Here is a 25,587-nt window from a genome sequence, read left to right on the forward strand (position 1 = left end):
GAATTGAGATCTGTGATGTACAGCGGCTCCGGATTCCCGGAGCCGCTGTACCTGGACACTATTACTTGGTGTGAAGCAGGGCGTTCAACTCATCGACAATCGGAGCCCAATCGTCATCCCGCAACAATTTTTCCTTGAGGAAATCACCTTGTTGACGGGTCCAGAAGTCCGCTTCAGAGACCTTCACGTCGTCAGGCAGCGGACCATGTTCATCAACAAAGGCGTCGATGCTTTCCTGATCCGAATCCAGTCCCAGTTGTTCGAACAGGGTGGCTAGCGTAGGTGTATCCAGTTCCATGTCATCTCCTCGGCGGGCTTGACCCGATCTACGGTTGCACGCTTGATGCTGCGTAAAGCATCTGAGCGCATCCATGACCCAAGAGTTCGAAGCAATAGCGTTAAGCGTTCAGCGCGCCGGCATCAACCGCGCTTTTCAGCTCTCGGGCTGATTCCTGAGCTGCCGTCGCCGCGAGGTCTGCAGTTTTGAACCAGCGGTCTTTTTCCACCTGGTGGTAAGAGATAACGTTCGAAGCCTGTTTGGCGCGCATGACAATCACGGCTTGAAACTCACCTTCTACTTCTCTGGATTCGCCCCAGATGAAAAACTCGCCAATATCAAATTCAGTCACTTATTACCTTCCCATGGATGACGACTCGCTTCTGGCTGGACACATACATGTCGGGCCAGATGTCTTGATGTGACCGAGTATGGCATTTGTTGACGTTCGCGGCGGCATTTAGTCGCCAAGAGCAGGAAACGACTGTCAGCCAGGCATAAGACAAGAGTAGGAAATTGCATTGGCAGGCGGTACATGATGCTCTTCATGTTGTACGAATTGACTGCATCTGCCGATATGCATAAAACGGATATAGGCGGCAGGCGTCTGCACCCGGTAGAATCACCCGAATGCCAGCGCTTCTCGCGCTTTCGGTATCGTCGACGTTCTCTGCACAGGCACCCCGGGCTTCGGGTTGGCGGTGTGATGTGGCTGTAATTGCTGCAAGAAAACGCAAGGGAACTGCCCGTCTGATGCGCTACATCCAGGTAGCGGTAGCTTTTTCTGATCGTCCGATTGTGTTCGGGCGGGATCATTTTCAAGTTGGGGGTTTTAACTTTGGCAGTAAGTAATCTGGAGACACACGCGCTGTTCGTGCTTGGTGATCTGCGGGCGCAGTTGGTAAAACAGTTCCAGTCCCGTTTTGTTTATGTCTGCGAGCAGTCGGCTGAAGGCATTTACATTGCTGAAATCGATACTGAGACGGCACTGGTAGTCGACGACAAGCCGCGGCTTGAGCTGAAGGTCGGGGATCACTTTCGCGCGGCTGTATTGCCTAGCCGTGAAGGCGGCAAGTTTGAGATCAAATTTCGCGAGATCAAACTGACGGTTTACGGCCTGGGCGAATATGCCTATGTCGACATCCCTGAAGGGCACGGCATCGTGTTCAAGGAAGGTCAGGGTGTATTGATGGTGTTTGCAGCCCATGAGCAATTGCAGGGCGGACTGACCAAGACCCTGAAGGCTGCGACCACCAAAGCGGCTAAGTGGCGCAAAGGCGAACTGACGTTCAAAGCCAGCGAGTAAAGCACCGGCAGCTATTCAGCTGCCGCTGGAGTCACCCTGTCGACCACCACTGCTGACTTCCGGAGGCACGTCGTCCCCTGCCATTCGCTTGCGAAAAAGGCCGGTGCGGGCGAGCAGCAGGGTGGTGACCGGGACGGTAATCGCCAGTAGCACCGGGATTAGCCAGGCATGGATGACCGGTTCTGATTTGAGCGCCGAAAAGTACACGATCGAGGCCAGTGCCACGCACCATGCGCCCAGCGTTGAAGCCAGCGCAGGGGGATGCATGCGCTGAAAAAAGTCTTTCATGCGAAGCAGCCCCATTGCTCCGGTCAGCGCGAACAGGCTGCTGGCAATCAGTAGCAGAGCAGTGAGAATCTCGACCCAGAAGGGCAATACCACTGTCGAGTTCATTCGATGACTTCTCCACGCAGCAGGAATTTGGCCAGGGCAAACGAGCCGACAAAGCCAAACAGCGCAATCAGCAGTGCGGCTTCGAAGTAAGTGTCACTGGCATAGCGGATGCCCAGGACCAGCATCATCAACATGGCAATGATGTACAGATAATCCAGCGCCAGCACCCGGTCCTGGGCTGAAGGGCCCTTGAACAGGCGCAGGAGCGTCAGGACCATGGCCAGGGCAAAGATGAACAAACTGACCAGAATGGCGTTGCCGAGCAAGGCACTCATTGGAAAATCTCCATCAACGGGCGCTCGTAAGTGGTTTTGAAGTGCTCGATAAACTGCGCTTCATCCTCCAGATCGAACACATGCATGAGCAGTACGCTGCGATCCAGTGCGAGTTCAGACCAGACTGTCCCGGGAACCACCGTGGTGATCATGGCCAGTGCGGCCAGCCCGTTCGCGTCATGCAGGTCCAGCGGGACTTTTACAAAAGCTGAGCGTGGCGGGTTTCGACGGGCATTCCAGACGGTCCAGCCGACTGCGAGGTTAGAGACAATGACATCACGTCCCACCAGGAGAAACAGCTTGAAGATAGTGCCCGGCCGCTTGATGCTCACCGGCAGCGGGCGAAGCGGGGACATCAGCAAGGGCGCGAGGAAACCCAGCACGACCGCGAGAATCAGGTTGCCGGGGCTGATCGACAGGTTCATTACCAGCCACAGGATAGCCAGTGCCAGGGACAACCACGGGGCAGGGAAGTAGCGCTTCATGGCTGCACCGCCGATATTCCAGTGTCGCTGACCGGCCCTGGCAGCGGCCGCGTGGCCATTACCGATTGGATGTACTGTTTGGGCTCATGCAGCGCCGCGGCTGTGTCCTGGGTGTAGCGCAGTAACGGCTCGGCCTGGAACGTCAGCGTAATGCACAAACCCAGCAGGATCACGATTGGCAGGCACTCATAGCGACGCAACAGCGGCGAAGGGCGCTCCTGAGGTGTCCAGAAACGCTGAATGCCGACCCGGGAAAAGGCCAGCAGCGAAGCAAGGCCAGAGAAAATCAGCAAGCTCACCAGCAGCCAGCCTTGATTAGAGATCGTCTCGTCCTGTGCGACATCCAGTCCCAGAGGGTTGAGCAGCGCGCTGAGCAGGGTGAGTTTACCGATGAACCCCGAAAGCGGTGGCATGCCGATGATTAGCAAGGCGCAAGCAATGAAACTCAAACCGATAAAGGCCACTGTCATCGGAATAACCTGACCGACCACGGCTTTCTGCTGGTCATCAAGGTTGGTGCCTGGCGGTGGGTTCAATGACTCCACGGTGCGCGGCAACTGATCGGCATCGTCTTCCAGCGGCAGCTCATTGGCTGAGCGCGAGCGTTCGATGAGTTCGGCGAGCAGGAACATGGCGCTCAGTGCCAGAGTCGAGCTGACCATGTAGAACAGCGCGCCAGCGGTCAGGCTGGGTTGAGCGAAGCCAATGGCCGAGAGCAGAATCCCGGCCGACACGAGGATGCTCAGCGCGGCCATGCGCTCAAGGCGTTGTGCGGCAATGATCGCAACGGCTGCGGTAAGGATCGTCGCCATGCCGCCATAAATCAGCCAGTCGCCGCCAAAGAATGCAGAAGGCCCCGCCTGCACCGAAAACAGCAAGGTCCAGAGCCGCAACAGCGTGTAGATGCCCACCTTGGTCATGATCGCGAAGATCGCCGCCACGGGAGCGCTGGCGGAGGAGTAGGCGGGCACCAGCCAGAAGTTCAGCGGCCACATGCCAGCCTTGGTCAGGAACGCCACCGCGAGAATGGCAGCACCGGCGTGCAGCAGCCCTAGATCGGCTTCTGGCACCTGGGGGATCTTGATGGCCAGGTCAGCCATGTTCAGGGTACCGGTGACGCCATAGATCAACGCCGCACCAATCAGGAACAGCGAAGAGGCGAGCAAGTTGATTGCAATGTAATGCAGGCCCGCGGAGACACGGGCCCGGCCCGAGCCGTGCAGCATCAAACCGTAGGAAGCCGCCAGCATCACCTCAAAGAACACGAAGAGATTGAACAGGTCGGCGGTGAGGAACGCGCCGTACAGGCCCATCAATTGAATCTGGAACAAGGCGTGGAAACTGGCGCCCGCCCGATCCCAGCGAGCGAGGGCGAAGAGCAGGGCGCAAACCCCGACAATCCCGGTCAGTACCAGCATCATTGCCGACAGGTGATCGACTACCAGCACAATGCCGAACGGCACTTCCCAGTTACCGGGCAGATAAACACCGATTGAACCGGTGGTCCCGGTTTTCTGTACCCACATGAACAAGGTGACAGAAATGGCCAGGCCCAGCATGCTCGAAAACAGATTGATGCGCGCCTTGAGCGGGCGGTGCTTCTCGCCAAGCCAGAGCATGATCGCAGCAGTCAGCAACGGCAGCAGAATCGGTGCAACGATCAGTTGATTCATCAACGTCATTCTTTGGGCTCCCGGCCGTCTACGTGGTCGGTACCGGTCAACCCTCTGGACGCCAGCAACAACACCAGGAACAGCGCGGTCATCGCGAAGCTGATCACGATGGCAGTGAGCACCAGCGCCTGAGGCAGCGGGTCGGTGTAATGCAGCAGGTCCTGAGGCACGCCATCCTTGATGATGGGCTCACGCCCGATGAACAGGCTACCCATGCTGAAGATGAACAGATTGACGCCATAGGACAGCAGGCAAAGGCCCATGACGACCTGAAAAGTCCGTGGGCGCAGGATCAGCCAGACGCCCGAGGCGGCCAGCACACCAATGGCAATGGCGATGACTTCTTCCATCAGGACGCTCCTTGTGTGGCCACTATATCGGCGATGGGGGTAGGCACAGGTTTTGGCAACGAGGTCGGACGATGACTACGTACCGACTGGTGCGCCAGTGCAGTGAGAATCAGCAGGGTCGAACCGACGACGACCGCATAGACCCCAACATCGAAAAACAGCGCGCTCGCGACGTGGATGTCGCCCAGCAACGGTAAGTCCAGATGCGCGGTGTGAGTGGTCATGAACGGGTAGCCGAAGAACATCGACCCCAGCCCGGTGCAGATCGCGAACAGCAGCCCGGTACCCATCCAGCGTAACGGCCGCAGGCTCATTTGCGCCTCGACCCACTGTGTACCGGCGACCATGTATTGCAGGATGAACGCCACGGACATCACCAGCCCCGCGACAAAACCGCCGCCCGGCTGGTTGTGCCCTCTCATGAACAGGTACATCGATACCAATACCGCAATCGGCAGCAGCAAGCGTACGAGCACCGCTGGCACCATCATGAAGCCCAGAGCGGTATCACTGGCACTGCGCGGGTTGACCAGATCAGTCGCCACATCCGGTGCCAGCAAACGTTGCTGAGCGGGTAGAGGGATACTCTCCTTGGGTGGGCGGAAGCGCCGCAGCAAGGCAAATACGGTCAATGCGACCGCCGCCAGAACGGTAATTTCGCCGAAGGTATCGAAGCCGCGGAAGTCCACCAGCATGACGTTGACGACGTTACTGCCGCCGCCCTCGGGAATGGCCCGGCTCAGGTAAAACGAGGAAATGGTGTTGGGCGTTGCACGGGTCAGCATGGCGTAAGACAACAAGGCCATGCCGCCGCCGACCAGTACCGAAAGAATCAGGTCGCGAACCCGGCGTGTTCTGGCCCGGACGCGGCTGCTGACCGACGGCGCAACGTTCTCATTACGTCGTGGCAGCCAGCGCAGGCCTAGCAGGATCAGCACCGAGGTGACCACTTCAACCACCAGTTGGGTCAGGGCCAGATCGGGTGCCGAGAACCAGACGAAGGTGACACAGGTCATCAGTCCGCAGACGCTGACCATGATGACCGCTGCAAGACGGTGATATTTACCTTGCCAGGCTGCGCCCAGGGCACAGGCAATAGCGATAAGCCAAAGCGTGACGAATACGCCGGAACCTGGAATTTTCGGCCGGTCGCCCCAGGTCAAACCGCTGAAATACATCGGGATGAAGCCGCCGATCAGTGCTGCCAATACCACCATAAACAACTGCGGTTGCAGGCGGCGGGTGCTGATGCGGCCTTCGAAACGCCGCGCCCAGCGAGTCATGATCACCAGCGAGCGCTCGAAGAAGCGCTTGCCGTTCATGCGCTGCACAAGCGGCGGGCCAGTGAAACGGTTCTGTTTGAATGGCTTACGCAGCAGCAGGTACAGGAGAACGCCGCCAGCCATGGCGATCAGGCTCATGATCATCGGCGCATTCCAGCCATGCCAGATAGCCAGGCTGTACTCAGGCAGCGTACCGCCCACGACCGGTTGTGCAGCGGCAGCCAGTAATGGCGCTACGGATTGAGCGGGGAAGATCCCGACGATCACGCAGGCGATTACCAGAAACTCTACAGGCGCACGCATCCAGCGGGGTGGCTCATGGGGGGTGTGAGGCAGGTCGGTGGCTTTCGGGCCGAAGAACACATCCACGGTGAAGCGCAGTGAATAGGCGACGCTGAAAGCCCCGGCGATGGTTGCAATCACCGGTAATGCCATCTCCACCCAGGCGGAAGAGCTGACGAATACCGTTTCAGCGAAAAACATTTCCTTGGACAGGAAGCCGTTCAGCAGCGGCACGCCTGCCATGGAGGCGCTGGCTACCATCGCCAGCGTCGCGGTGTAAGGGATCAGGGTGATCAGGCCGCTCAGCTTGCGGATGTCCCGCGTCCCGCTCTCGTGGTCGATGATGCCTGCGGCCATGAACAGCGAGGCTTTGAACGTGGCGTGGTTGAGGATGTGGAAGACCGCTGCCACTGCCGCCAATGGACTGTTAAGGCCCAGCAGCAGAGTGATCAGCCCGAGATGGCTGATGGTGGAATACGCCAGCAGGCCTTTGAGGTCATTCTGGAAAATTGCCGAGTAGGCGCCAATGATCAAGGTGCACGCGCCAGCGCCGCTGACTATCCAGAACCACTGCTCGCTCCCTGAAAGGGCGGGCCAGAAACGTGCCAGCAAAAATACTCCGGCTTTGACCATGGTTGCCGAGTGCAGGTAAGCGGAGACCGGCGTCGGTGCGGCCATTGCATGGGGCAGCCAGAAATGGAACGGGAACTGCGCACTTTTGCTCAGCGCGCCAATCAGGATCAGCGTGAGCAGCACCGGATACAGCGCGTGGGCACGAATGGCGTCGCCAGAGGCCAGCACGCGGTCCAGATCATAACTGCCGACCACGTGGCCGAGCAGCATGACGCCTACCAGCAAAGCCAGTCCGCCTGCGCCAGTGACCATCAATGCCATATAGGCGCCGCGTCGCGCGTCTGCCCGGTGGTGCCAGTAACCAATCAACAGGAATGAGAAGAGGCTGGTCAGTTCCCAGAAAAATACGATCTGAATCAGATTGCCGGAAATCACCAGGCCGAGCATCGCGCCCATGAAGGCCAGGAAGAACGCGAAAAAGCGCGGTACCGGATCATCCGGTGACATGTAGTAACGGGCGTACAGGGAAACCAGGGTGCCGATGCCAAGGACCAGCATCGAGAACATCCAAGCGAAGCCGTCCATACGCAGGACGAAATTCAATCCCAGGCTGGGTAACCAGAAATATTCTTCGCGTATCACCCCGCCGTCGACGATCTGCGGGTACCACAAGGCAACCTGAATCGCACCGGTAACGGCCACCAGGCCGGCAAGAATGGATTCAGCATTACGCGCGTTATGCGGCAAAAACGCCGCCAGACAGCTGCCGATGAAAGGCAGAAGCAGTAGAACTATCAGGGACATAGGCTTCTAATCTGCAGGGAAATGTCAAGGATCATACGTGCTGGACTGTGTAACACCAAACGCCAAGGTGTCGCAGAATCCTACAGACCTTGTAGGCAGAAGCTGAGTTCGCTTTATTTATAGACGGGTTTGCCGGGTGTTCAATCTGTTTCTTTAAACGTTTGCCCGGCCTCTTGCTGCTCTTCCTCGGGTCTACTTCGGCGTTTCATTTCGCTGACGATCACCGCTGCCACGATCAGTGCTGCGCCAAGCAGGGCGACCCCCGGCAACCGTTCACCGGCCAGACGGCCGAAAATACCGGCCCACACCGGCTCACCGGCGTAGATCACAGTTGCACGGGTGGGAGAAACGGTTTTCTGTGCCCAATTCATCGCCACCTGAATGACCGCGCTCATCGCTCCCAGGCCCACAGCGCTGATGATCAGCATCCAGGAAAAGTCCGGCAAGGCTTCGCCAGTCGGCACGATCATCAGGAACGACAGCAGAGAGGCGGTTGCCAGTTGCACGACGGTGACCCGGCGTACATCAACCTTGCCACCGTAAGCGCTGATCATGATGATTTCAGCTGCCACCGCTATGGCGCAGATAATCGTCGCGATTTCCCCCGGGCTGAATTGCAGGGTTGCACCCGAAGGACCGGACAAAAGCACCAGACCAGTAAATGCCAGCACAATGCCTACGCTGGGCATCAATCCCGGCCGACGCCCCAGCACCAACCATTGCAACAGCGGTACGAAAGGTACATAAAGCGCGGTAATAAAGGCTGACTGGCTGCTGGGAATGGTTTGCAGACCGATAGTCTGCAAACCATAGCCAAGCATGATCGCCGCTCCGATAGCGACCCCTGCTTTTACTTCAAGCAGGGTCAGGCCGCGCAATACGCTTAATGAGCACAACGCCACGATGATTGCGGCCGCTGCAAAGCGCAGCCCTACAAAAAACATCGGGCCGCTGACGGTCATGGCGTGCTGTACGATCAGAAACGTGCCGCCCCATAACAGGGTGATCAGGATCAACACGATTTCTGCTTTGCTGATGCGCGGCGTGATAGAGGTAGACTTCATGCTTCTCACTGGCGTTGACAGGCTTGCTTGATACATCGACCTGAGTTTTAAAGTTGGGCAGTATACTGCGCAATGGTTTCGAGAGAATAAAATATTGAGCAACGATAATTCGCAACGTGCCCCGGTCCTGCAGCACGTCAGCCAGAACGTTCGACGGCTGCGTAACGGGCAGGACATGAGTCAGAACGCGCTGGCCGAGAAGTCCGGGGTCAGCCGCCGCATGCTGGTGGCCATTGAGGCTGGCGAGAAAAACGTCAGCCTTGCGACGCTGGATCGTGTCGCGGAAGCGTTGAATGTGGCGTTCAGCGATTTGATTCAGGCTCCTGAGCACCGTGATCCCAGTCGTATCAACGAAGTGGCCTGGGCGGGTTCGATACCCGGCAGCCGCGCTATCCTGTTGGCCAAGGCCACTGCCAGGCGCGAGGTGGAACTCTGGGAGTTTTGCCTGGAGCCGGGGGAGGCTTATCAGTCTGAAGCCGATCCCGATGGCTGGAGCGAACAGGTCTATGTCGTTGAGGGCCAACTGACCGTCAGCCTGCTTGAATGCAGTCAGGCGGTAGGGCCAGGTGAGTTTTTCATGTTTGCCAGCAACCAGGCTCACAGTTATCGCAATGACGGTCAGGTCAGGGTGCGCTTTGTGCGTAACGTGGTGTTATGAGCTGTTGCCTGAGAAACAGTCAATCAACAGCTGTGTTGCCTGTTGCAAATTATCGGCGTCGGCCGCGGGGCTGATCTTCCGTAAATACGCGGTGCTGGCGGCGGGCACGGGCTGTGCATTGTCTGTCTGTTGATATTGACTCAAGTGCGGCATTTTCGAAGGGCGACCCGGATCCATGAGCTTCACTGACAAACAACCTGCTGAGATTCTGATCATTGGCGGTGGCTTGAGCGGCAGCATGCTTGCCGTCCAGTTACTGCGCCTGCCGGGCAGTCGACGTATTTCGATTATCGAAACGCGTCACGAACTTGGCAGGGGCGAGGCTTACAGCGCCACAGAGTTGGGGCATACCCTTAACGGTAACGCGGCACGCATGAGCGTTGACCCTGACAACGCCGATGACCTGACCCAGTGGCTGACGCAATTCATCGCTGACGGTGGCTGGCCTGAGTCCCGTGAGCAGGATGTGTCGGTGGCTGAGCTGTTTCCGCCTCGGGGGATCTTTGGCTTGTATGTGCAGCAGCGACTGGCTGAGGCTCGGGTGGTGGGCGCACCTCACGGTTCAAGTGTCGAGCATGTGCGCGGTGAAGTGGTCGATCTGGAAGTGAATGAGCGGGACGTGAGTGTGAGCCTTGCCGACGGGCAGTCCTTGCGCGGGCATTTTGCCGTGCTGGCTACGGGCATGTACGCCGCCGCCCGCACCCCGCAACGGGAGTCCAGCGGGCTGAATGCTGCGGCTGTCGATCCGTGGGATGTCAGTGCCATGCAGCAACTCGATCCGCAGGCCAGGGTGCTGATTATTGGCTCAGGCCTGACCATGGTGGATGCCGTGGTCTCGTTGCAACAATCGGGGCATCGCGGGCCTGTCGAGATATTTTCCCGGCATGGATTGCTGCCCCATGTGCGGCGACAGCCTCCCGCCTGGACGGATTTTCTCGCAGCCGATCATGCCATCCGCAGCCCCCGGCAGCTGCTGCGCAAAGTGCGTGAACAATGCGCGCTGGCGTTGCAAAGCGGGATCGACTGGCAAGCGCCTCTGGATACCGTGCGGGCGAACATTGGCCGTTTGTGGAACCAGGCCACGGATGTTCAGCGTCGTCAGTTTGTCCGTCACGTAAGGCCGTGGTGGGAAAGCCATCACCATCGATCGCCGCCGCTGAGCGCTGCGCTGCTGGCGCAATTGGTCGACGAAGGGCGGGTGAAGATTCAGGCTGCTTCGCTGCAAGGGTTTGAGGTCTTGCCGACAGGTCAGTTGCAGATTCGTATCCGGCGCCGTGGTCAGGCTGATTTTTCAACGGTCGTGGGGGATGCGCTGATCAATTCCACGGGCATCGAATACGACTGGCGACGTGTGGACCGGCCGTTGCCACGACAGCTGCTGTTGCGAGGCTTGATCCAGCCCGGTCCGCTAGCACTGGGGATTGCTGCTGACCATGGCGGGGCAGTGCTGGATGCGCAGGGGCGGGTTTCAGAACGACTGTTCGCCATGGGGCCGCCATTGCGGGGGTTATGGTGGGAGAGTACGGCTGTGACCGATGTGGCGCTGCAGGCCAAGGCGTTGGCGGTGCGATTGGCTGGAATCGGCTCGGCTTAAAATCTGGTCGCCTAAATCGTCCGGATGCGGCCCAGACCAAGCCCGGCTCCCACATGAAACTTCATGACCCGGAGCGAGGCTTGCCCGCGAAGAACGATGACGCTGGTTTCTGAAATACCGTGCTGACTGATTCGCGGGCAAGCCTCGCTTCAACAGAGGAAGTCTGTTGCAGCGGTGTCAGGTCGGGGCGGTACAAGCGCTGAAGCTCTTCAATCCTGATCCAGTAAAACCGGTCCATTCCCTTGCTCGCCCAACTTGTCCCCCCAGTTGCGCAACGGGCAGGCTTGCATCGACAGGCACCCGCAGCCAATGCAACCGGTGAGCTGGTCGCGCAGGTCTGTCAGGCGGGCGATGCGTTCGTCGAGTTCGGTTTTCCATTGCGCTGACAGCTTGTTCCAGTCAGCGGCGGTGGGGGTGCGTTTTTCGGGAAGGGTTTGCAGCGCGGCATGGATGCTGGCCAGCGGGATGCCTAACCGCTGGGCGACTTTGATCAGCGCCACCCGACGGAGCATTTCCCTGGGATAACGACGTTGATTGCCCGCATTGCGCTGGCTGCTGATCAAACCTTTGGTTTCATAAAAATGCAGAGCCGTGACGGCGACACCGCTACGTGCCGCTAACTGGCCGACGGTTAGTTGTTTGCTGGCAGGTCCGGATTTTTTGCTGGTTGTCATAAGTGACTGCTTGACCTCTAGTTAAGTAGAGGTTTTACCCTTCGAGGCCTCGGTTTGCAACACCCCGTAGTCTTACAGCAAACACAATCCCCTGCAGGAGCCAACTTGTTGGCGAGACGATCTGCCTGATGAACGCATGTCCATGCGTCTCGCGAACAAGTTCATCCTGCTGGACTGCGCATCGTATCTGACACGGTGCTGTCGCACAGCCAATATGGGGTTCTGTAGGAGTGAGCTTGCTCGCGATAGCGGTAGATCGGTTGAGAAATTATCGCCTGCCCCGACGCTATCGCGAGCAAGCTCACTCCTACAGTAAAAGCATTTAAAAATCAGGTAGTTATATTTTTGTTTGACGGGAGGCAGTCATGCAGTCAGCAGAAGAGAATCTTCGCTTTAATCAGCTTATTGAATTCACCATAAATCCCGCTCAACAGTCCGGTCTGGTAACGGCCCTGACCGAGCAAGTCGAGCGCTATACCTGCACTTATCCGGGCTTTATCAGTGCCACCGTTCAGGTCAGCGATGATGGCTGCAGAGTGCTTGGTCAGACGCTTTGGCAATCGCGGCGAGCCAGTGAAGAGGCGCTGCTCAATGCTGAGGCGAACGAGCAGGATTTCATGGCAATGCTGCGTCGGTATCAGGTCAGCGCAGTAACCTTCACTACTTGGCAGGTGACCCGAACCCTTGAAGCCAGGCGTTGACAGCACGGGAGCTGTTCGAACTGAAACTCAGACTGAAACCTGCATCACCCGGTCACCCTGCAAGTTTTCTCCTGCACGACGTTTGTTCACCGCCAGTTCACCGATTTTGATCAGCCGGGTGCGGGTAACGTTGCGGGTCAGGCCCAGCAGGGCTGCGGTGTGGACCTGGTTGCAGTGGCTGAAGCGGTAAGCCGCCCGCAGCAACGCGTCTTCGACTTTTTCATGCAGCGCGCCAGCCTGTTCCTCGAACAGTTTATGGAAGGCACGCTCCAGTAACGCGTCGACAGATTCGTCATGCGCAGGTTGATCGTCCTGGCGTTCGATACGCAGATTTGACAGGCGCAGGTCATCACGTTGAATCAGCCCGTCACGGCAGATCAGCAGGGTGTGATGAATGACGTTTTCCAGCTCGCGAATATTCCCGGGCCAGCTGTAGCTTTGCAGCTTGCGCTCGGCGTCGGCGGTAATGCGGATCGGTCCATATCCCAGGCGCAGGCTGTAGGCGTCGATGAAGTGCCGGACTAGCGGCAGGATATCACCGGGACGTTCGCGTAACGGCTGCAGTTCGATGTTGACCACATCCAGCCTGTAATACAGGTCCTCGCGGAAATGTCCGGCATTGATCGCTTTTTCCAGCTGCACGTTGGTCGCTGCGAGCACCCTGACGTTGATGGGGATGCTTTTGCGTGAACCCAGCCTGACGACTTCGCGCTCTTGCAGCACACGCAGCAGTTTGACCTGGATGGGCATCGGCAGATCGCCGATTTCATCAAGAAACAGCGTGCCGCCATTGGCCTCTTCAAACCATCCAGCCTTGGCGTTCAAGGCACCGGTAAACGCCCCTTTTTCGTGGCCGAACAACTCGGCTTCTACCAGTGATTCAGCGAATGCGCCGCAATTGACGGCGACGAACGGCTGATTACGACGTTCGCTCAGGCTATGGATATGCCGCGCAACCAACTCCTTGCCGGTGCCGGTTTCGCCAATGATCAACACGCTGGCATCGCTGGGTGCCACCTGCTTGAGGTGGGCCAGCAACGCTTTTGATTTCGGGTCTTCGAACACCTGGGCCGTGGCGCGGATTGAAGTAGCCAGTGCGGGGTTCGGCGGTAGGGTCAGTAGCTGCATAGTGGTAATCACTTCTTTTTTTGAATCGACATTGACCTGTAGGAGCCAACTTGTTGGCGAGGCATTGGACCTGAGTGCTCAGAAGCTCCGTCTCTCTAATAAGTTGGTGCCTACCGAAACTCGACTCCTATTTCTGCGGCGGCAAATCGTTGGCAATCATTTCCCCGAACGGTCCGGTCAGGTTAGTGATGCCACGTCCGGCCAGGCTGCGATACGGCTCGGGCAGCAACGGGAAAACCAGTTCGGCGAAACGGTAGGCTTCTTCCAGATGCGGGTAGCCGGAGAAGATGAAACTCTCGATGCCCAGATCGGCGTATTCCTTGATGCGTGCCGCAACCTCCTGCGGATTACCGACCAGTGCGGTACCGGCGCCGCCGCGCACCAGGCCCACGCCAGCCCACAGGTTTGGCGCGATTTCCAGGTTGTCCCGACGGCCATCGTGCAGGGCCGCCATACGACGCTGGCCTTCGGAGTCAAAGCGCGAGAAGGATTTCTGTGCGGCAGCGATAGTCTCGTCGCTGATGTGCTCAATGAGGGTACTGGCTGCTTTCCAGGCCTCTTCGCTGGTCTCGCGGACAATCACGTGCAAGCGAATGCCGAACTTCACCGTGCGGCCTTTGCGGGCTGCGCGTTCGCGGACATCGGCGAGTTTTTCCGCTACGGCGGCTGGCGGCTCGCCCCAAGTCAGGTAAACGTCCACCTGGTCGGCAGCCAGTTCATGGGCGGCTTCCGATGATCCACCAAAGTAAAGCGGCGGATAAGGCTTCTGAATCGGCGGGTAAAGTGCCTTGGCGTTCTGTACTCGCAGGTGCTTGCCTTCGAAATCCACGGCTTCTCCTTGCAGTACACGACGCCAGATCTGCAGGAATTCATCGCTGACTTCGTAGCGTTCGCTGTGATCAAGGAAGCTGCCGTCACCGCGGTTTTCATCAGGGTCGCCGCCGGTCACCACGTTGATCAACAGGCGTCCGCCAGATAAGCGGTCCAGGGTCGCTGCCATCCGCGCCGAGACGGTCGGTGAAATGATGCCGGGACGGATCGCCACCAGATATTTCAATTTCTCGGTCAGGGGGACCAGTGCCGAGGCGATCACCCAGGAGTCTTCACAGGAGCGGCCTGTGGGGATCAATACGCCGTGGTAGCCCAGATCGTCCGCTGCCTGAGCGACCTGCTTGAGGTAGTTCAGGGTTACCGGGCGCGCACCTTTGGTAGTGCCCAGAAAATGACCGTCGCCGTGAGTCGGAAGAAACCAGAAAACATCCATGACAAAGCCCTTGAGCCGCAAGCGGCGCTGATGTGTTGATTGGCTGTTGCTCAGCCAGCAATAGGTCACTCGTTATAAGGCTTTGGGTTTATTCCTCAAAAGAACGGATATCCATATTTTTATATCTTTATTGAATATGCCTGACTGGAGAACCTTTCGCAGCCTTCGGCAGCTCCTACAGATATTGAGTCAAACCCAATCTTGTAGGAGCTGCCGAAGGCTGCGAAGCAGAGTTAAGGACACACCCCGAAAATCAATTGGCATCGATTTCTGGAAGCGCCTTCTGAGCTTCGACCATCGCTCAAAAAACAGGAAGTCATCGAATGGCGACAGGAATTCGAGGCCACCATCTACGGAAGGGCCGCGTGTCACAAATTGGCTACTTTTATATTTTGACTGCGGTAGTAGCGAACCGTCGGCCTGCTTTTCAGGATTGGCGTGCAGGGCGCCTCGTTGTAGAGCAATTCCGCTCTGCAGAAGAGTCCGGTCTGGTTCGCTCAATTGCTTGGGTTGTCATGCCGGATCACTTTCACTGGCTCGTAGAACTGCGCCATAAAACCTTGTCAGAGCTGATGTGCCGGGTTAAATCCAGAAGCAGCCGATCAATGAACCGCTCTCAACAATGGGGTGGTCCGCTTTGGCAGCGGGGCTACTACGATCGCGCTCTGCGCCAGGATGACGACCTGCGAAAGGCTGCCCGTTACATCGTCGCGAATCCATTGCGAGCAGGACTGGTACAAAGAGTGGGTGATTACCCTCTTTGGGATGCTCTCTGGATTTGAACGACTGAACCAACACCCCGTCACTCCCTTCGAAACTTTTGCCGTATCGCCCCGGTCACTTTTAAACACCTCATAAAGGGAATCAGGCGATGGCTAGGGCAATCTGGAAGGGCGCGATCAGTTTCGGGCTGGTGCATATCCCTGTCGCGCTGGTTTCAGCGACCTCTTCACAAGGGGTGGATTTTGACTGGCTGGACAAGCGCAGCATGGATCCCGTGGGTTACAAGCGCATCAACAAGGTCACCGGCAAGGAGATGACCAAGGAAAATATCGTCAAAGGGGTGCAGTACGAAAAGGGCCGCTATGTGGTCCTTAGCGAAGAAGAGATTCGCGCTGCACACCCGAAGTCGACCCAGACCATCGAGATCTTCGGTTTCGTTGCCGGTGATCAGATCCCCCTGCAGAACATCGAGACACCTTATTACCTGGCGCCGGACAAACGCGGTGAGAAGGTCTATGCCTTGCTGCGCGAAACCCTCGTGCAAACCAAAAAAGTCGCCTTGGCCAACGTGGTCCTGCACACCCGTCAACATCTGGCCGCGGTCATGCCGCTTGAGTCGGCGATGGTGCTGGTCCTGTTGCGCTGGCCTTCGGAGGTTCGCGGTCTGGACACACTGGAACTGACGGATGCAGTGACCGATGTGAAGCTCAATAAAAGTGAGCTGACCATGGCCAAACGCCTGGTTGAAGACATGAGTGCCAACTGGACGCCGGAAGATTACCGCGACACCTTCCAGGATCAGATCATGGAATTGGTAGAAACCAAGGCCCGGGAAGGCAAGCTTGAGAATGTCGAGACGGAGACTGAAGACACCGAGCGCAAAAGTGCCGATGTCATTGACCTTACCGAGTTGCTTAAACGCAGCCTGGCGGGCAAAGGCTCGGTCAGCAAAAAACCGGCAAAGCCTGCTGCCAGCAAATCCGAGCCAGCAGAAAAAGCTCCGGCCAAACGCCGTGCACCCGCGCGAAAGAAAGCCACCAAGGCATCCTGAGGAGTATTGCCTGACGCCGTAGAGGATCAATCATGGCCAAGCCGCTTAGTGAATATGCCCGCAAACGTAATTTCGATATCACCAGCGAACCGGCTGAAGCGTCGACAAAGGCCAAAGGGAAGGCGCACGCCTTGAGTTTTGTGATTCACAAGCACGACGCGCGCAACCTGCATTACGACTTCCGCCTTGAACTGGACGGCACGCTCAAGAGCTGGGCGGTGCCCAAAGGGCCGAGTCTGGATCCGGCTCATAAACGTCTTGCGGTCCATGTCGAAGATCATCCACTCGGGTATGCCGGCTTTGAAGGCAGCATTCCGGAAGGCCAGTACGGCGCCGGGGATGTGATTGTCTGGGACCGCGGTATCTGGCAGCCCCATGGTGATCCGCAGAAAACGTACAAGGACGGCAAACTCAAGTTCACCCTCGTCGGGGAAAAACTCACCGGTGAATGGGCGCTGGTCCGAACCCGGCTGAAGGGCAGCGGCGACAAGGAACAGTGGTTGCTGATCAAGGAAAAGGACGAGATTGCCAGGCCCGGCGCTGATTACGACATCGTCTCGGATCAACCGCAAAGTGTGATCAGCGGCAAGCTGGTGGGTAAGTCGACCGCGAGTAAAAAAGCGCCCCCGGCCAAAGCCGCGGCGTCTAAAGCCAGGCCTGCGAAGGCCAGGGCGGCAGTCCCTGAAACGCTCGCCCCGCAACTGGCCACGCTGGTTGACGCGCCTCCCAATGGCGACTGGCTTTATGAAATCAAGTTCGACGGCTACCGGATCATGACCCGTATTCTCGACGGCGAGGTGCGGCTATTCAGCCGCAACGGCAATGACTGGACGGACCGTCTCCCGCTGCAGGCCAAAGCGCTGCAGGCAATGGGCCTCAAGGACAGCTGGCTGGATGGCGAAATGGTCATGCTCAATGAGGACGGTTTGCCGGACTTTCAGGCTTTACAGAACGCTTTTGAAATTGGCCGCAGCAAAGAGGTGGTTTATTTTCTGTTCGATGCGCCTTTCATCGAAGGGCGAGACCTGCGTGAAACACCCCTGGAAGAGCGCCGCGCCGCGCTGAAAAAACTTCTCGGCAAGAGCCGCAGCAAGTTGCTGCGTTTCTCGGATGCGTTCATGTCCCGGCATCAGGACATTGTTGAAAGTGCCAGCGCCATGGGCCTCGAAGGGGTGATTGGCAAGCGGGCCGGAAGCCTCTATCTCAGCAAGCGCAACCCGGACTGGATCAAACTCAAGTGTCGCTTGCGTCAGGAGTTTGTGATCGTCGGCTTTACCCAGCCCCAAGGCTCGCGCAGCGGGTTTGGTGCCTTGCTGCTGGCGGTTAACGGCGATGATGAGGGCTCGGGGCTGGTGTACGCGGGGCGAGTGGGCACCGGCTTTTCCGAGCGCACGCTCAAGCAGATAAGCGAACGTCTGAAAAAAATGCAGCGCGATTCGTCGCCGCTGGCCAAAAAACTCACCAGCGCTCAAGCGCGTGGCGTTCACTGGATTGAGCCGGAACTGGTCTGCGAAGCGGAGTTTGCTGAATGGACCCGTGAAGGCATCGTTCGGCAGGCGGCCTTTATTGCACTGCGCAGTGATAAGCCCGCAAGCCAGGTGGTTCATGAATACCCGCAAGCGGCCAAAAACCTTAAAAAAACATCTCGATCCAGCCCGGTAAATACGGAACAAACCGGCAAAACCGCGGTGGCCAGCAAAGGCCGAATGATCATTGCCGACGTCAGTATCAGCCATCCAGACCGCGTGATCGACGCCGAGAGTGGTACGCAGAAAGCCGACCTTGCGCATTATTACGAAGAGATTGCCGACTGGATCCTGCCGTATCTGAAAAGTCGTCCGGTGTCCTTGTTGCGTTGCCCGGAGGGCGTCGCCGGTGAGCAGTTCTTTCAGAAGCATTCTGAAAAACTGGCCATTCCCAATATCAAGCAACTTGAGCCCGAGCTGGATCCCGGGCATGCGCGCCTGATGGAAATCGATACTGTGCAAGCGCTGGTGGGGGCCGCGCAAATGGGCACTATCGAGCTGCACACCTGGGGCGCGACCAGTGACCGTATCGAGACGCCTGACCACTTCGTGCTCGACCTTGACCCGGATGATGCGCTGCCTTGGCGCAGCATGATCGAGGCGACCCAGATGACGCTGGCGGTGCTGGATGAGTTGGGCCTGAATGCCTTTATCAAGACCAGCGGCGGGAAGGGCATGCACATCATCGTGCCTCTGCAGCGTCAGGCGGATTGGGAATCGGTGAAGGCCTTCGCCAAGGCCATCGCTGAATTTATCGCGCGACAACTGCCTGAGCGGTTCACCGCGACAATGGGGCCGAAAAACCGGGTCGGGAAAATCTTTATCGATTATCTGCGCAACAGCCGTGGAGCCAGCACCGTGACGGCTTATTCGGTGCGAGCCAGACCGGGCTTGCCGGTGTCGGTACCCGTGGCCCGCGACGAGCTGGAAGGCCTGAAGTCAGCGCAGCAATGGAACGTCGGTAACCTGCAGCAGCGCTTGCGTAAGCTCAAGGCTGACCCGTGGAAGGGCTATGCCAATCGCCAGCGGATAACCAAAAAGATGTGGAAGCAGTTGGGGGTTGAAGGGCGCTGAGCTCGCTGATTTGAAATGCGGCTACCGGTGTGGGAACCATAAAAAAGGATCACGATACTTGATTTGAAATGTATTCCCCTGTGGGAGCGGTGCTTGCCCGCGATCGGGTTTACAGATCATCGCGGGCAAGCACCGCTCCCACAGCGGATCGCATTCCAGTTTGCTCATTTATGGGCCTGATAACGCAGCCCTGTTACCCGCGCGTATTCCCTTGTTCCGCCGGATAAAAACGACCCTCCATGCCCATGTCTTTCAACAATTCCCGGACTATGGCCTCAATTTCGAACACGCCTGTCTGATCCCCGATGCCGCCCATGTTGACCACCAGGCGGCTGCTGTTCTGATCGTGAGTGCCTTCGCTGAGCATGTCGTGAGTGAACACTTGTTCGGCGCGCCATAAACACAGATCAGTGGCTCCACGCAGCCAGATTTCGTTGATTGTTCTAAGGTCAGTGGTAGCCAGTTGATCCGTAGTGATCATCTTGTCCATGGTCGTGTACCTTTCAGTGGGTCGATACAAATCTGACGTGCTGCTGTCGCTCGTCGTTCAACCTTTCGAAACAGTTGCTGTTGAACGGGCATCGATCATTCAACGTCGCAAGGACAGGCACCTGTCAACAAAGGGGAACCCCCATGACGCATCCTGCTGGTTTTTCTCGCAGAAAAATACTCACGCTGGCCGCCGGGGCTTCAGCGGTGTTCACCTTCGATTCGGCTGCTGCACAGTCAAGACCCCCGACTATCCCGTCGCCGACGTCGCCTTCTACGCTGGATACAGGAGTAAAGACCATGCTGACCCGAGCTATCCCGTCGAGTAACGAACCACTTCCAATGGTGGGGTTGGGCACCTACCGCGGTTTTGATGTCGCTACTTCAAGTCCTGCGTACAAGAGTTTGTCTGCAGTGCTTGATGCACTGTTTGAAAAGGGCGGAACCCTGATCGACAGTTCGCCCATGTATGGCCGCGCCGAGCAGACCACTGGTGAGCTGTTGTCGATCCACAAGCCTCGCTCTCCGGCCTTTCTGGCCACCAAGGTGTGGACTCGCGGTCGGCAGGAAGGCATTGAGCAGATGGAGCAGTCGTTCAAGCTGTTGCAGACTGACCGTATTGATCTGATGCAGATCCATAACCTGCTGGACTGGAAAACCCACTTGCCCACGCTGCGTAAGTGGAAGGAAGAAGGGCGGATCCGTTACGTCGGCATCACCCATTACACCTCGTCGGCATATGACGATGTAGAAGCGGTGCTCAAGGCTGAGCAGATGGATTTTCTGCAGATCAACTATGCGCTGGATGATCGCGCGGTCGAGAAACGCATTTTACCGCTGTGTCGCGAAAAGGGTGTGGCAGTGATCTGCAACCGGCCATTCGGGGGTGGCGGGCTACTGGGGCGTTTGCAGGGTAAGCCTTTGCCTGGCTGGGCAGCGCAGGTCGGTGTCACCAGTTGGGCGCAGCTGGCGTTGAAATTTCTTCTGGCGCATCCAGCGGTGACGTGCGTGATTCCCGGCACCGGTAATCCAAAGTACATGCTGGATAACGCCGGTGCGGGGTTTGGACCGATGCTGACCGGTGCGCAGCGAGAGCAGTTGATTGATCTGGTTTGAAAATGGCAGGTGCAGGCTCTGGGGTTTCCCTTTGAAAACTCTACGTTGGCCTGCAAATACAATTTCCGTGGGAGCGAATTCATTCGCGAAGGGGCCGCTACAGGCATTGCCTATTCGGCGTCGGGCAATCAGTCTTCCCGAATGAATTCGGTCCCACAGGTCGTCATGAGCTTGAGATCGCGTCCAGGCTTATCGCGGGCAAGCACGGATCCAAATCAATTACTTCAGCGATTCACCAGTTTGGCCGGTAACGCAATCACCAGAAAGCTGCTCAGAATCAGGCAGCCGGCGAAGAACCACATGGCCCCGGCGCTGCTGCCGGTGATATCGATGGCCATGCCCATCAGGGAGTTGCTGACCAGCCCGGCAATGTTCGCCAGCGAGCATGCCAAGGCGAAGCCGGTGGCGGCGGCGCGACCTTTGAGGAAGGTCGCGGGCAGGCTGAAAAATACGGGTACCGCGCCGATGATCGCGGCAGAAGCGATCGCAAACAGCACCACGGTTGCCACCAGATCATGGGTGAAGAAGGTACTGCTGGCCATCGCCACCGAACCGATCAGGAACGGCACGATGATGTGCCAGCGCCGTTCGCGATGACGGTCAGAGCTGGCGCCGATCAGTAGCATGCCCAGTAGCGCCGCGACGCTGGGTAAAGCGGTCAGCACACCGATATGGAAGGTGTCGACCACGCCCGCGTTGCGAATGAACGTCGGCATCCAGAATCCCATGGCATAGGCGCTGAGCAGGATCGAGAAATCGATACCGCCCAGCATCCATACTTTCAGGTTGAAAAAACCATCGCGGAAGCTTTCCTTGCTGTGGCCGTCACCTGTCTCATCGAGACGTAGCTCGCTCTCCAGCAAAGTCTTTTCTTCGCTGTTCATCCACTTTGCCTGCTGGTAGTTGTTCGGCAGGGCCCAGAAGGTCAGAACGCCCAAGACTACGCTCGGGATTGCCTCAAGGATGAACAGCCATTGCCAGCCGCGCAGCCCGGCGGTCTGGTCGAAATGGCCCATAATCCAGCCGGACAATGGGCCGCCGATCACGCTCGACAACGGCAGGCCGATCATGAACAGGGCAATCACGCGCCCACGTCGATAAGTCGGAAACCAGCTGGTCAGGTAAAACAGGACTCCGGGTAGAAAACCGGCTTCCGCGGCGCCCAGCAGGAAGCGCACTGCGTAGAACTGCATCGGCGTGGTGACAAGCATGGTGCATGCCGAGAGCAGCCCCCAGGTAATCATGATCCGCGCGATCCAGATCCGTGCGCCGACCTTCTCCAGGATCAGGTTGCTGGGAACTTCGAACAGGATGTAGCCGACGAAAAACAGTCCGGCACCCAGGCCGAACGCCGTTTCGCTGAACTGCAATTGATCAAGCATCTGCAGTTTGGCGAAGCCGACATTGATCCGGTCCAGATACGCGGCCAGATAGCAGAAGCACAGGAACGGAATCAGCTTCCAGGTGATCTTGCGATACAGCGCCTTGACCGGGTCGGCACCGTCGGTCGCCATGGTGTTCATGTTTGCAGAGGGCATGGTGGTCTCATGACAGAACCTGTGTTTTTTGTTTCAACGCTTGCAGGCTGGGCGCATGAGCCTGCTCAGGCAAGTGTTGTATCAGAGGATGCGATACAGCAGCCGCTCTGCACGGACCCGGCTGACCCGTCTCAGAAAAGTCCGGACGGCAGACGGATATTCGGTGAGGGTATCCAGTTCGTCGTATTTGCCGACCCGCTGAGTGTTGCGCATCAATTGCTCGACTTCTGCTTCCCGGGGTGCAGTCCATTGGCCTTTGGGGTCATCAATCAGCAGGCCGTTTTCCAGGTCCAGATTGAATGCACGTGGGTTCAGGTTGTTGCCGGTCAGCAGCGTGTAGCGATCATCGACCCACATACCTTTGAGATGGAATGTGTTATCGCCGTCTTTCCACAAATGCAGGTTGAGTTTGTGGCGGGCAATAGCATTCTGATGCTTCTGGGCAAAGCGGCGCAGGCTGATTTCGTAAAGATAGGGCAGTGCGGAAATGACTTTGAACGGTTCTTCCGCCGGGATGAAAAAGTCATTGGCGGTCTTGTCGCCAATGATGATGTCGACCTTCACCCCACGCTTGAGCGCGCGGTTAATTTCCCGCTTGATCGACAGCGGTACGTTGAAATAGGGCGTACAGATGGTCAGGCGATGTTTGGCTGCTGCGATCAACTCCACGATGGTACGGTTGAGCGCATTGCGCGGACCAACTCCCAGTAGCGGAATCACCCGTAGCTCGCCGTTTTCAGGCTCACCTTGATGCGTATCGTAAGCCGCGCGCTTGAGATGGTTGCGAAAGGTACGGATTTCGCTGCGCAGGCTGCGCGATGTCGGCGGCGACGGCAGGTCCAGGCGGTGGACTGCACGGGACGGTAAAATCTCGCGCTGCACCATTTCCTGAAAAGAGTCTGCCAGGTCTTTGCTGTCCAGAACGTGGTAGCGGTCCAGTCGGTACTTTTCGAGCTTGTGCAGGTAGACATTGTTAATGCTGGCACCGCTGTAGATCACGCAGTCATCAATCACGCTGCCTTTCAAATGCAGTACGCCGAACAACTCACGGGTCTGCACGGGAACGCCATACACGGGCACTTCCTGGTCGTATTCCAGATGCTGAGCCTGATACCACGCAGCATTCCCCAACTGACGTCCGGCACCGATCAGGCCGCGCTGGGCTCTGAACCAGTCCACCAGCACCACGACTTCAAGTTCCGGCCTTGCAGCTTTGGCGGCATACAGGGCGTCGAGGATTTCCTGACCGGCTTCGTCCTGCTGCAGGTACAGGGCGATCACGTAGATACGCCGGGTCGCTGAAGCGATCTTCTCCAGCAGGCAACGACGGTAGTCGGCGGCTGAGGGCAGAATGGTGATTGCTGTGTCAGGCAGGGTAAACCCGCGCAGTGCGGCAAGGGTGGAGCGACGGAAGTTGGACCGCATAAGCCTCTCGAAAGGTTAAACCAACAGGTTGTGAGCTTACACGAGCGAGAAGGGTTGGTCGTGGTCCGCAATTTAAGCGCTCAGCCGCTTTAAACTGTAGGAGCCAACTTGTTGGCGAGGCAGCGGACCTGCGTCGTCAGACATTGCGCCTCGCGAACAAGTTCGCTCCTACACAGTTTGTTTCGCCGGTTTTACCCCGCATTCACCGCCGCAACCCCGGCTTTGGCTACTTGCGCGTCCTGTGCAGCCTGAACGCCTGATACGCCCACCGCGCCAATCACCTGACCATCGACGACCACGGGTACGCCGCCTTCCAGGGAGGTGACCACCGGCGCGGACAAGAACGACGTACGGCCGCCGTTGACCATTTCTTCGTAACTTTTTGATTCACGGCGGCCAAGGGCCGCGGTGCGAGCCTTTTCAATACCGATGTAGCCGCTGATAGGCGAGGCACCGTCAAGACGCTCAAAGGCCAGCAGATGACCTCCGTCATCGACGATTGCGATGGAGACGGGCCAGTTGTTGCTGATGGCGTCCTGGCGAGCCGCAGCAAGAATCCGAGTCACTTCAGTTTGGGTCAGCACAGCTTTGGTTTTCATCGTTTACTCCAGATAGTTGTTGTAAGCGGGAGGGTTAATCGGTGCCCTGCAAAGCCTCTTCTAATAGTTCGATCCAGTGCCGCACCGGCGTGCGACCGGTACCGGACAAATGAGTCTGGCAACCAATGTTCGCCGTAGCGATAACATCCGGATTGCCACTTTCCAAGGCGTTCATTTTGTTGTCGCGCAACTGGCGTGACAACACCGGTTGCGTGATCGAATAAGTCCCTGCCGATCCACAGCATAGATGGCTGTCGGGTACGGCCGTCAGATTGAAGCCCAGACGCAACAATACACTTTCCACTGCGCCACCGAGTTTCTGAGCGTGCTGCAACGTACAGGGGCAATGGAAGGCCAGGCGCAGATCGCTGCGGATTCCGAGACGTTCAAGGGGCTCGTCGCGTAATACCTCCACCAGATCTTTTGCCAGCTCACTGACCCGTCGTGCCTTGGCCGCGTAGGCCGGATCGTTGCTGAGCAGATGTCCGTAATCCTTGACGAAGGCCCCACAGCCGCTGGCCGTCTGGACAATGGCCAGCGCGCCGTTCTCGATGTCTGGCCACCAGGCGTCGATGTTACGTCGGGCGCGATCAAGGCCAGCGTCCTGAGCATTCAAATGGTAGTCCACCGCGCCACAGCAACCGGCCTGCGCAGCGGGCGTGACGCTGATCCCCAGACGGTCCAGTACCCTGGCGGTGGCTGCATTGGTATTGGGTGACAAACCGGGTTGTACGCAACCTTCGAGCAATAGAACGTTGCGCGCATGTCGCACGCCCGGGCGGGCTTTGGCGGGCGTAATGGTCGTTGGCAGTTTTATCCTCAAGCCTTCAGGCAGCATGGGGCGGAACGTGGTGCCCAATTGCGTCAGCGATTTGAACAGGCCGGCGTTGGGCAGCACATTACGCAAGCCTTCCCGCAGCACACGCTGCCCCAGCGAACGCGGGACTGCCGCGTCGACAACCGCCCGGCCGATATCCAGCAGGTTGTGGTAATCAACGCCGGAAGGGCAGGTGGTTTCGCAATTGCGGCATGACAGGCAGCGATCCAGATGCAACTGGGTTTTCTCGGTGACTTCGTTGCCTTCGAGTACCTGTTTGATCAGGTAAATGCGTCCGCGTGGGCCGTCGAGTTCGTCGCCCAGTAGCTGATACGTCGGGCAGGTCGCATTACAGAATCCGCAGTGCACACAGCTGCGCAGGATGCTTTCGGCCTCCTCGGCGCGGGGCAGTTGTCGGGCCTGGTTGCTCAGGGTGGTCTGCATG

General features: G+C 57.8%; 25 protein-coding genes. 8 read left to right on the forward strand and 17 right to left on the reverse strand.

Going from position 1 to position 25,587, the window contains the following annotated elements:
* Positions 1 to 61 precede the first annotated feature (61 nt).
* Complete coding sequence (locus EE949_RS22810; protein ID WP_122666354.1) at positions 62 to 298, reverse strand: DUF2789 family protein; 237 nt, start codon at positions 296 to 298, stop codon at positions 62 to 64.
* Positions 299 to 398: 100 nt separating this feature from the next.
* A complete protein-coding gene (locus tag EE949_RS22815; protein WP_122666355.1) occupies positions 399 to 629 on the reverse strand; it encodes a hypothetical protein in 231 nt (76 codons plus the stop codon).
* Between the two features lie 486 nt (positions 630 to 1,115).
* On the opposite strand from EE949_RS22815, the gene EE949_RS22820 reads away from it, so the two are divergent.
* On the forward strand, positions 1,116 to 1,583 hold the full coding sequence (locus EE949_RS22820) for a hypothetical protein (RefSeq protein ID WP_122666617.1): 468 nt from the start codon (positions 1,116 to 1,118) through the stop codon (positions 1,581 to 1,583).
* 15 nt (positions 1,584 to 1,598) lie between these two features.
* Here EE949_RS22820 and EE949_RS22825 read toward each other — a convergent pair whose 3' ends face one another.
* The 7 genes from EE949_RS22825 to EE949_RS22855 form a co-directional block, all read right to left on the reverse strand.
* Positions 1,599 to 1,976, reverse strand: a complete 378-nt coding sequence (locus EE949_RS22825; protein WP_122666356.1) for a Na+/H+ antiporter subunit G — start codon at positions 1,974 to 1,976, stop codon at positions 1,599 to 1,601.
* Positions 1,973 to 2,251 carry a K+/H+ antiporter subunit F gene (locus tag EE949_RS22830; RefSeq protein WP_122666357.1) on the reverse strand — a complete coding sequence of 93 codons (279 nt, stop codon included), beginning with the start codon at positions 2,249 to 2,251 and terminating at the stop codon, positions 1,973 to 1,975. The genes EE949_RS22825 and EE949_RS22830 overlap by 4 nt, the downstream gene beginning before the upstream one ends.
* Complete coding sequence (locus EE949_RS22835; protein ID WP_122666358.1) at positions 2,248 to 2,736, reverse strand: Na+/H+ antiporter subunit E; 489 nt, start codon at positions 2,734 to 2,736, stop codon at positions 2,248 to 2,250. Before EE949_RS22835 ends, EE949_RS22830 begins: the two co-directional genes overlap by 4 nt.
* Positions 2,733 to 4,418 carry a monovalent cation/H+ antiporter subunit D gene (locus tag EE949_RS22840; RefSeq protein WP_122666359.1) on the reverse strand — a complete coding sequence of 562 codons (1,686 nt, stop codon included), beginning with the start codon at positions 4,416 to 4,418 and terminating at the stop codon, positions 2,733 to 2,735. The genes EE949_RS22835 and EE949_RS22840 overlap by 4 nt, the downstream gene beginning before the upstream one ends.
* Positions 4,415 to 4,759 (reverse strand): Na+/H+ antiporter subunit C, encoded by a 345-nt coding sequence (locus tag EE949_RS22845; protein WP_032628821.1) that lies wholly within the window; start codon positions 4,757 to 4,759, stop codon positions 4,415 to 4,417. Before EE949_RS22845 ends, EE949_RS22840 begins: the two co-directional genes overlap by 4 nt.
* A complete protein-coding gene (locus EE949_RS22850) occupies positions 4,759 to 7,701 on the reverse strand; it encodes a monovalent cation/H+ antiporter subunit A (RefSeq protein ID WP_122666360.1) in 2,943 nt (980 codons plus the stop codon). Before EE949_RS22850 ends, EE949_RS22845 begins: the two co-directional genes overlap by 1 nt.
* A gap of 140 nt (positions 7,702 to 7,841) precedes the next feature.
* Complete coding sequence (locus EE949_RS22855) at positions 7,842 to 8,765, reverse strand: DMT family transporter (RefSeq protein WP_122666361.1); 924 nt, start codon at positions 8,763 to 8,765, stop codon at positions 7,842 to 7,844.
* A gap of 94 nt (positions 8,766 to 8,859) precedes the next feature.
* On the opposite strand from EE949_RS22855, the gene EE949_RS22860 reads away from it, so the two are divergent.
* A complete protein-coding gene (locus EE949_RS22860) occupies positions 8,860 to 9,423 on the forward strand; it encodes a helix-turn-helix domain-containing protein (RefSeq protein ID WP_122666362.1) in 564 nt (187 codons plus the stop codon).
* 175 nt (positions 9,424 to 9,598) lie between these two features.
* Entirely contained in the window at positions 9,599 to 11,017 is a 1,419-nt protein-coding gene (locus EE949_RS22870) for an FAD/NAD(P)-binding protein (RefSeq protein ID WP_122666364.1), read from the forward strand.
* 209 nt (positions 11,018 to 11,226) lie between these two features.
* On the opposite strand, the gene soxR is transcribed toward EE949_RS22870, so the two are convergent.
* Complete coding sequence (soxR, locus tag EE949_RS22875; protein ID WP_122666365.1) at positions 11,227 to 11,691, reverse strand: redox-sensitive transcriptional activator SoxR; 465 nt, start codon at positions 11,689 to 11,691, stop codon at positions 11,227 to 11,229.
* 365 nt (positions 11,692 to 12,056) lie between these two features.
* Between soxR and EE949_RS22880 the strand changes: the two genes are divergently transcribed.
* Positions 12,057 to 12,392, forward strand: a complete 336-nt coding sequence (locus EE949_RS22880; RefSeq protein WP_122666366.1) for an antibiotic biosynthesis monooxygenase — start codon at positions 12,057 to 12,059, stop codon at positions 12,390 to 12,392.
* Positions 12,393 to 12,419: 27 nt separating this feature from the next.
* Here the strand turns inward: EE949_RS22880 and EE949_RS22885 are convergent, their stop codons facing one another.
* Together EE949_RS22885 and ssuD are read right to left on the reverse strand one after the other, a co-directional pair.
* A complete protein-coding gene (locus tag EE949_RS22885) occupies positions 12,420 to 13,520 on the reverse strand; it encodes a sigma-54 interaction domain-containing protein (RefSeq protein ID WP_122666367.1) in 1,101 nt (366 codons plus the stop codon).
* Between the two features lie 127 nt (positions 13,521 to 13,647).
* On the reverse strand, positions 13,648 to 14,784 hold the full coding sequence (gene ssuD / locus EE949_RS22890; protein ID WP_087266249.1) for an FMNH2-dependent alkanesulfonate monooxygenase: 1,137 nt from the start codon (positions 14,782 to 14,784) through the stop codon (positions 13,648 to 13,650).
* A 323-nt stretch (positions 14,785 to 15,107) separates the two neighbouring features.
* Between ssuD and EE949_RS22895 the strand changes: the two genes are divergently transcribed.
* The 3 genes from EE949_RS22895 (at position 15,108) to ligD (ending at position 19,158) form a co-directional block, all read left to right on the forward strand.
* Complete coding sequence (locus EE949_RS22895; protein WP_122666368.1) at positions 15,108 to 15,566, forward strand: REP-associated tyrosine transposase; 459 nt, start codon at positions 15,108 to 15,110, stop codon at positions 15,564 to 15,566.
* 89 nt (positions 15,567 to 15,655) lie between these two features.
* Complete coding sequence (locus tag EE949_RS22900) at positions 15,656 to 16,558, forward strand: Ku protein (RefSeq protein WP_122666369.1); 903 nt, start codon at positions 15,656 to 15,658, stop codon at positions 16,556 to 16,558.
* Positions 16,559 to 16,590: 32 nt separating this feature from the next.
* Positions 16,591 to 19,158 (forward strand): DNA ligase D, encoded by a 2,568-nt coding sequence (gene ligD, locus EE949_RS22905; protein ID WP_122666370.1) that lies wholly within the window; start codon positions 16,591 to 16,593, stop codon positions 19,156 to 19,158.
* Between the two features lie 193 nt (positions 19,159 to 19,351).
* Here the strand turns inward: ligD and EE949_RS22910 are convergent, their stop codons facing one another.
* Positions 19,352 to 19,648, reverse strand: coding sequence for a hypothetical protein (locus tag EE949_RS22910; protein WP_122666371.1), 297 nt, complete (start codon positions 19,646 to 19,648; stop codon positions 19,352 to 19,354).
* Positions 19,649 to 19,791: 143 nt separating this feature from the next.
* Here EE949_RS22910 and EE949_RS22915 point away from each other — a divergent pair, with 143 nt between their 5' ends.
* A complete protein-coding gene (locus EE949_RS22915; RefSeq protein WP_122666372.1) occupies positions 19,792 to 20,763 on the forward strand; it encodes an aldo/keto reductase in 972 nt (323 codons plus the stop codon).
* 224 nt (positions 20,764 to 20,987) lie between these two features.
* On the opposite strand, the gene EE949_RS22920 is transcribed toward EE949_RS22915, so the two are convergent.
* The 4 genes from EE949_RS22920 to glcF form a co-directional block, all read right to left on the reverse strand.
* Positions 20,988 to 22,301: an MFS transporter gene (locus EE949_RS22920; protein WP_205504738.1), complete on the reverse strand. Its 1,314-nt coding sequence runs from the start codon at positions 22,299 to 22,301 to the stop codon at positions 20,988 to 20,990.
* An 81-nt stretch (positions 22,302 to 22,382) separates the two neighbouring features.
* The gene (gene pssA / locus EE949_RS22925; protein WP_122666373.1) at positions 22,383 to 23,726 is read right to left on the reverse strand and encodes a CDP-diacylglycerol--serine O-phosphatidyltransferase; all 1,344 of its coding nucleotides are present in this window, start codon (positions 23,724 to 23,726) and stop codon (positions 22,383 to 22,385) included.
* Positions 23,727 to 23,917: 191 nt separating this feature from the next.
* A complete protein-coding gene (locus EE949_RS22930) occupies positions 23,918 to 24,325 on the reverse strand; it encodes a heme-binding protein (protein WP_122666374.1) in 408 nt (135 codons plus the stop codon).
* 34 nt (positions 24,326 to 24,359) lie between these two features.
* Positions 24,360 to 25,586 (reverse strand): glycolate oxidase subunit GlcF, encoded by a 1,227-nt coding sequence (glcF, locus tag EE949_RS22935; RefSeq protein WP_122666375.1) that lies wholly within the window; start codon positions 25,584 to 25,586, stop codon positions 24,360 to 24,362.
* Position 25,587: the final 1 nt, after the last annotated feature.

The sequence above is a fragment of the Pseudomonas viridiflava genome (assembly GCF_900602065.1).
Classification (GTDB): domain Bacteria; phylum Pseudomonadota; class Gammaproteobacteria; order Pseudomonadales; family Pseudomonadaceae; genus Aquipseudomonas.